The sequence below is a fragment of the Amycolatopsis kentuckyensis genome, from assembly GCF_002155975.1.
Taxonomy (GTDB): domain Bacteria; phylum Actinomycetota; class Actinomycetes; order Mycobacteriales; family Pseudonocardiaceae; genus Amycolatopsis; species Amycolatopsis kentuckyensis.
Genome location: NZ_MUMI01000457.1, coordinates 1 through 5,342, shown reverse-complemented (window position 1 = coordinate 5,342; position 5,342 = coordinate 1). Strand labels below are relative to the sequence as shown.

The window sequence follows — 5,342 nt, the reverse complement described above, 5'->3', positions numbered from 1 at the left end:
AGGGCTGTTCGCGGCGCCGCCGTCCGGCGCGCCGTCGCCGACGCCAGGCACGCCCGCGCAGCTGTCGGCGAGCCTGCGGGAGGGGCTCGGCAAGGGCGGGCTCGGCAGCAACGGCATCGCCGTCGGCGCCGACGGGACGGCGGCAGGCAAGGGCAGCGTGCTGCTCGGCAACCCGCACTACCCGTGGCACGACGGGCGGCGGTTCTGGCAGAGCCAGCTGACCATCCCCGGCCGGGTCGACGTGGCCGGGGCGAGCCTGCTCGGCATGCCGTTCGTCATGATCGGGCACACCGCGGACGCGGCCTGGACGCACACGGTGTCCACCCCGGTCACGTTCGGCCTGTTCGAAGTGCCGCTGGCGGCCGGCGACCCGACGACGTACCTGGTCGACGGCAAGCCCGAGAAGATGACCTCCCGTGAGGTCGCGGTCCAGGTGCGTCAGGCCGATGGTTCGCTGCGGCCGGTCCGGCAGACGTTCTGGTCGACGCGGTACGGCCCGGTGCTGAACGACGTCGGCGGGTTCCCGGTGCCGTGGACGGCGAAGTCGGCGTACGCGCTGCGGGACGCCAACGCGACCAACATGCGCGGGCTGAACACGTGGTTCGAGCTGGACCAGGCCCGCAGCACGGCCGACGTCCTCCGCGCGCTGAGCAGCACGCAGGGTGTGCCGTGGGTGAACACGATCGCCACCGACCGCGCGGGCAACGCGCTCTACGCCGACGTCCAGGTCGTCCCGCACGTCACCGACGAGCTGGCCCGAGCCTGCAGCACGCCGGTCGGCCGGCAGACGCTCGCCGGCGACGGACTGGCCATTTTGGACGGTTCACGATCGTCCTGCCGGTGGGGTTCGGACCCGGGCGCGCTGGAGCCGGGCATCTTCGCGCCGTCCCGGCTGCCGCAGCAGCAGCGCCGGGACTACGAGCTGAACGCCAACGACAGCGCCTGGCTCGCGAACGCCCGGGCTCCGCTCACCGGATTCCCGCGGATCGTCAGCGATCAGGACACCGAGCGTTCCCCGCGCACCCGGGAAGCGCTGCTCACGGCCGAGGCGAGCCGGTTCACCACCGACTCGATGAAGAAGATGCTCTTCGCCGACCACAGCCGGTTCGCCGACCTGGCGGCGGCGGACCTGGCGAAGCTGTGCGCGTCGTTCCCGGGCGGGCAGGCACCGTCGTCGTCCGGCCCGGTGCCGGTCGGCCCGGCGTGCACCGCACTGGCGAACTGGGACCACACGTACTCACTCGACAGCCGTGGTTCCCTGCTGTTCCAACGGTTCGCCATCCGGCTCGGCAATCTTCCGCGGTTCACCGTGCCGTTCGACCCGAAGGCGCCGGTGACCACGCCGAACACGCTGAACGTCGGCGACGCGGGCATCCAGCGGGCGTTCGGGGACGCGCTCGTGGAGCTGCGCGCGGCCGGGCTGGCACCGGACGCGCGGCTGCGCGACGGCCAAGCCGTCACGCGCAACGGCGAGCGCATCCCGGTCCACGGCGCCCAGGGCTTCCTCGGGGTGCTCAACGTGATGACGCCGGTGTGGGACCCGGCTCACGGCAACACCGAGGTCGCGCACGGGTCCAGCTACATCCAGGTGGTGGGGTTCAGCGGGCGCGGGTGCCCGGACTCCTCGACGTTGCTGACGTATTCGCAGTCGGCCAATCCGGCGTCGCCGTACTTCAGTGACCAGACGAAGCTCTACAGCCGGGGCGAGTGGGTGAAGGGCCGGTTCTGCGAGGCCGACATCCTGCGCTCGCCCGCGCTGCGGGTCGTCGTGCTGCGGTGAGCGCGTAGCACTATATCCGGATATGCGGATATAGTGTCGCCATGCGCGTTCTCGTGGTGGGACAAGGCCCGGTGGCCCGGGTGCTGGCGACGTCGTTGGCCGAGGGCCACCGGGTCGGGTTCGCGGTGCGCGAGCGGAGTGCGGAATCCCTGTCGGCCGGGAGCCGTCGGCTGCGCACTGTCGGACCCGCCCGGCCGGTCGAGCGGCGGAGCGTCGACCTGACGGGCGAGCCGACCTCGGACTGGGACGTGGTGATCAGCACGGCCTCGCCCGCTTCGCCGGGCGTCGCCGAACTGCTCGGGCGGTCGGCGATCGTCGCCGCGGTCACCCAGGTGCCCTCGGAGGTGGAGCTGCTTCGCGAGCTGGCCGGCGGGCGGCCGTGGGGCCTGGTGGTGCCCGAGTTCTTCGCCGCGGACACCGATCCGACGTGGTGGTGGGCGCCGGCGGGGGTCCGGTTCACGGTCGCCGGTCCGGCGTCGGCTCCGCTGCGGTCCTTGTTCGGCCGGCCGCGGTGGTCGCGGACGACACCCCTCGCGGCTCCGCTGGCGGCCGCGGCGGCCATGATGCCCGTCGTGGCCGGGCTGCACGCCGCGGGGTTCGACCTCGCGGCCGCGCGCCGGTCCTCGCGGCAGCTCGCCACCGCCGCGACGCAGGCGCGCAACGCGGTCGCGGCCGGGTTCGGCGGCCCGAGCCCGCGTCCGGTGCGCCCCCACGCCGTGCGCACGGCGCTGACGGTGCTCCCCCGGCTGGCGCCGTTCAACGTGCCGCGCTACCTCCGCGGCCACTTCGGCGGGCACGGCTCGCAGACGGTCCGGATGCTGCGGGACTGGGTGGACCTCGGCCGGCGCCACGATCTCCCGACCGGTGAACTCGAAAGCCTGCTGGAGCGGGTGACCGCGTGATCCAGGACGCCCTCACGACCGCCCTGCCCGTGCTGCGGGCCCTCGGCGAAGCCACCCGCGTCCAGATCGTCGGAGTGTTCCTCGACCGCGGCGGATCCGCCACGGTCGGCGAAGTCCAGGAGGCACTGGGGTTACCGCAGTCCACGGTGTCACGGCACCTGCGGATCCTGCTCGACGCCCGCCTGCTGACGGTGAGCCGCTCGGGCCCGCACCGCATCTACCGCCTCGACGTCCCGGCCGACGCCTTGGACGCCCTCGACACGCTCACAACCGAGGTGCGCGCCTGCCAGGCGACGCCGCACCGGTGACGACCACGGGCCCTCCCGCGCACGGGCGCCGACGTCGCCACGTCGTGCAGCCCCGCGGGAAAGTGGTCGGCCACCAGGATCGGCTTCTCCACACGTTCGCCGCTCAGCGGGAGCGAAGTGTCACGGCTGGGGTTGCTGACTCGCCAACGTCCCTGCGGCCATCCGCCGCGCGACATCCCGCCGCAGCCACAGCAGCCACAGCCACACCGCCAGGAAGAGCACACCCAGGACCGCGATCGCCGGCAGCCAGAACACCAGCGCGATCAGCACCACCTGCAACGCGAGGATCAGCGGCACCGCCCACGCGCGCTTGACGAACCCGCACGTCACGATCAGCAGCACCGCCACCGCGATGACCGTCCAGCCGGTTCCCGTGGAGATGCCGCCGCCGAGCTTGTTGACCACCGGCACCGCGAGGCCGACCGTGATCGCCTCCATGATCAGCGTCCCGGACATCACGCCGCGGAAGCCCTTCATCGGGTCCTTCGGCTTGGGCTGCTCCTGCGACGGGGAGGTCACGCCGGCTCCTTCCCGAACAGCGTGCGCGCCTCGCCCGCCGTGACCACCGAGCCCGTCACCAGCACGCCGCCGCCCGCCAGGGGTTCCTCCGGGTCGTCGTTGGTCTCCACCAGCGCGATCGCCGTCTCGACCGCCGTCTGCAGGTCCGTCTCGGCGACGACGCGGTCTTCGCCGAACACCGAGATCGCCAGCTCGTTCAGCTCCTCCAGCGGCATCGACCGGGGCGACGCGTTGCGCGTCACGACGATGTCCGACACCACCGGCTCCAGCGCGTCGAGGATGCCGAGGGCGTCCTTTTCGGCCATCACGCCGACCACCGCGACCAGGCGGCGGAAGGCGAACTCCTCGGACACCGTCGTCGCCAGGGCGCGGGCGCCGTGCGGGTTGTGCGCCGCGTCGAGCAGGACCGTCGGGGCCGAGCGGACGCGCTCGAGCCGGCCCGGGGTCTCGACCTCGGCGAACGCCTCGCGCACCGCCTCGACGACCAGCTGCCTGTCCTTGCCCGCGCCGAAGAACGCTTCGACCGCGGCCAGCGCCAGCGCGGCGTTCGCGGCCTGGTGGGCGCCGTGCAGCGGGAGGAAGATCTCGTCGTACACCCCGCCGAGGCCCTGCAGCTTCAGCAGCTGCCCGCCGACGGCGATCTCCTTCTCGAGCACGCCGAACTCGCTGCCCGCGCGCGCGACCGCGGCGTCGACCTCGACCGCGCGCTCCAGCAGCACCTTCAGCACCTCGGGGTCCTGCTCGGCGATCACCGCGACCGAGCCGGGCTTGATGATGCCCGCCTTCTCGCGCGCCGCGCTCACCGCGTCCGGCCCCAGGTACTCGACGTGGTCGAGGCCGATCGGCGTGATCACGGCGACGTCGGCGTCCGCGACGTTCGTGGCGTCCCAGGCGCCGCCCAGGCCCGCTTCGAGGACCGCGGCCTCCACCGGCGCGTCGGCGAACGCCGCGAACGCCATCCCGGTGAGGATTTCGAACTTGCTCATCGCGACGCCGTCCGCGGCCGCACCGTCCACCAAGGACACGTACGGCGCGATGTCGTTCCACAGCTCGGCGTAGCGCGCGGCGGAGATCGGCCGGCCGTCGAGCGCGATCCGCTCGGTGACCAGCTGCAGGTGCGGGCTGGTGTAGCGGCCGACGCGCAGGCCCATCCGGGTCAGCAGCGCGTCGATCATCCGGGCCGTCGAGCCCTTGCCGTTCGTGCCGGCCACGTGCAGCACCGGGTAGCCGCGGTGCGGCTCGCCCAGCAGCTGCGTGAGCGCCGAAATCCGGGTCAGCGACGGCTCGATCTTCGTCTCCGGCCAGCGCTGGTTCAGCTCGGCCTCGACAGCCATCAGCTCGCGCCGCGCCTCGGGGCCGTCCGGGTCGCCGTACTCGACCTGCTCGCCCTGGTCGTCGAGCTCGTGCAGCTCGGTGTCCTCGGGCACGGTGAGGTCGGGCACCGGGCCGGTGGCGAGGTTGTCCCCGAGCTGGCCGACCCCGCCGATCCCGCCGCGCGAGCCGCCGCCGGCTTCGAACGCGGTGTCGCGGACGTCCAGTACCGGGTCGTGGTCGTCGGACTCCTCGTACCCCGACGTCCCCAGTTCGTCGACGCCCGCGAAGCTGTCCAAATCCGACAGGTCCGGCCTGCGACCTGTCTCATCCTGCGGCACTGAATCTCCTCCGGCCTGGGGTTTCGCACTTGCCTTCCGAGTCTACGTGCGGGATGGGGTGGCACTCTCGACGCATGCCGTTCAACCACAACGACCACTACCACCCGCTGCTGCTGGACCTGCTGCCGCCGGGTCCGGGGATCGCGCTGGACGTCGGCTGCGGCACCGGCCGGTTCGCCCG

5 protein-coding genes and 1 pseudogene are annotated in these 5,342 nt (G+C 72.9%); 4 read left to right on the top strand and 2 right to left on the bottom strand.

The window, feature by feature from the left end:
* The 3 genes from CCN39_RS36660 to CCN39_RS36650 form a co-directional block, all read left to right on the top strand.
* A partial coding sequence (locus tag CCN39_RS36660) for a penicillin acylase family protein (RefSeq protein WP_086849929.1) occupies window positions 1-1,780 on the top strand: 1,780 nt, incomplete at its 5' end.
* Window positions 1,781-1,821: 41 nt separating this feature from the next.
* Entirely contained in the window at window positions 1,822-2,682 is an 861-nt protein-coding gene (locus CCN39_RS36655; protein ID WP_143264282.1) for a hypothetical protein, read from the top strand.
* Complete coding sequence (locus CCN39_RS36650) at window positions 2,679-2,990, top strand: ArsR/SmtB family transcription factor (RefSeq protein ID WP_086849925.1); 312 nt, start codon at window positions 2,679-2,681, stop codon at window positions 2,988-2,990. The genes CCN39_RS36655 and CCN39_RS36650 overlap by 4 nt, the downstream gene beginning before the upstream one ends.
* Window positions 2,991-3,110: 120 nt before the next feature.
* Here the strand turns inward: CCN39_RS36650 and CCN39_RS36645 are convergent, their stop codons facing one another.
* Window positions 3,111-3,467, bottom strand: a complete 357-nt coding sequence (locus CCN39_RS36645; protein WP_208630545.1) for a DUF4233 domain-containing protein — start codon at window positions 3,465-3,467, stop codon at window positions 3,111-3,113.
* A gap of 38 nt (window positions 3,468-3,505) precedes the next feature.
* The gene (gene folC, locus CCN39_RS36640; RefSeq protein ID WP_086849921.1) at window positions 3,506-5,161 is read right to left on the bottom strand and encodes a bifunctional tetrahydrofolate synthase/dihydrofolate synthase; all 1,656 of its coding nucleotides are present in this window, start codon (window positions 5,159-5,161) and stop codon (window positions 3,506-3,508) included.
* A 74-nt stretch (window positions 5,162-5,235) separates the two neighbouring features.
* Here folC and CCN39_RS36635 point away from each other — a divergent pair.
* Window positions 5,236-5,342 (top strand): annotated as a pseudogene (locus CCN39_RS36635) (class I SAM-dependent methyltransferase); the annotation flags it as partial.

Coding starts and splice junctions, on each gene's coding strand:
- CCN39_RS36655 (WP_143264282.1), top strand. CDS start 1,822: ATGCGCGTTCTCGTGGTGGGACAAGGCCCGGTGGCCCGGGTGCTGGCG.
- CCN39_RS36645 (WP_208630545.1), bottom strand. CDS start 3,467: ATGAAGGGCTTCCGCGGCGTGATGTCCGGGACGCTGATCATGGAGGCG.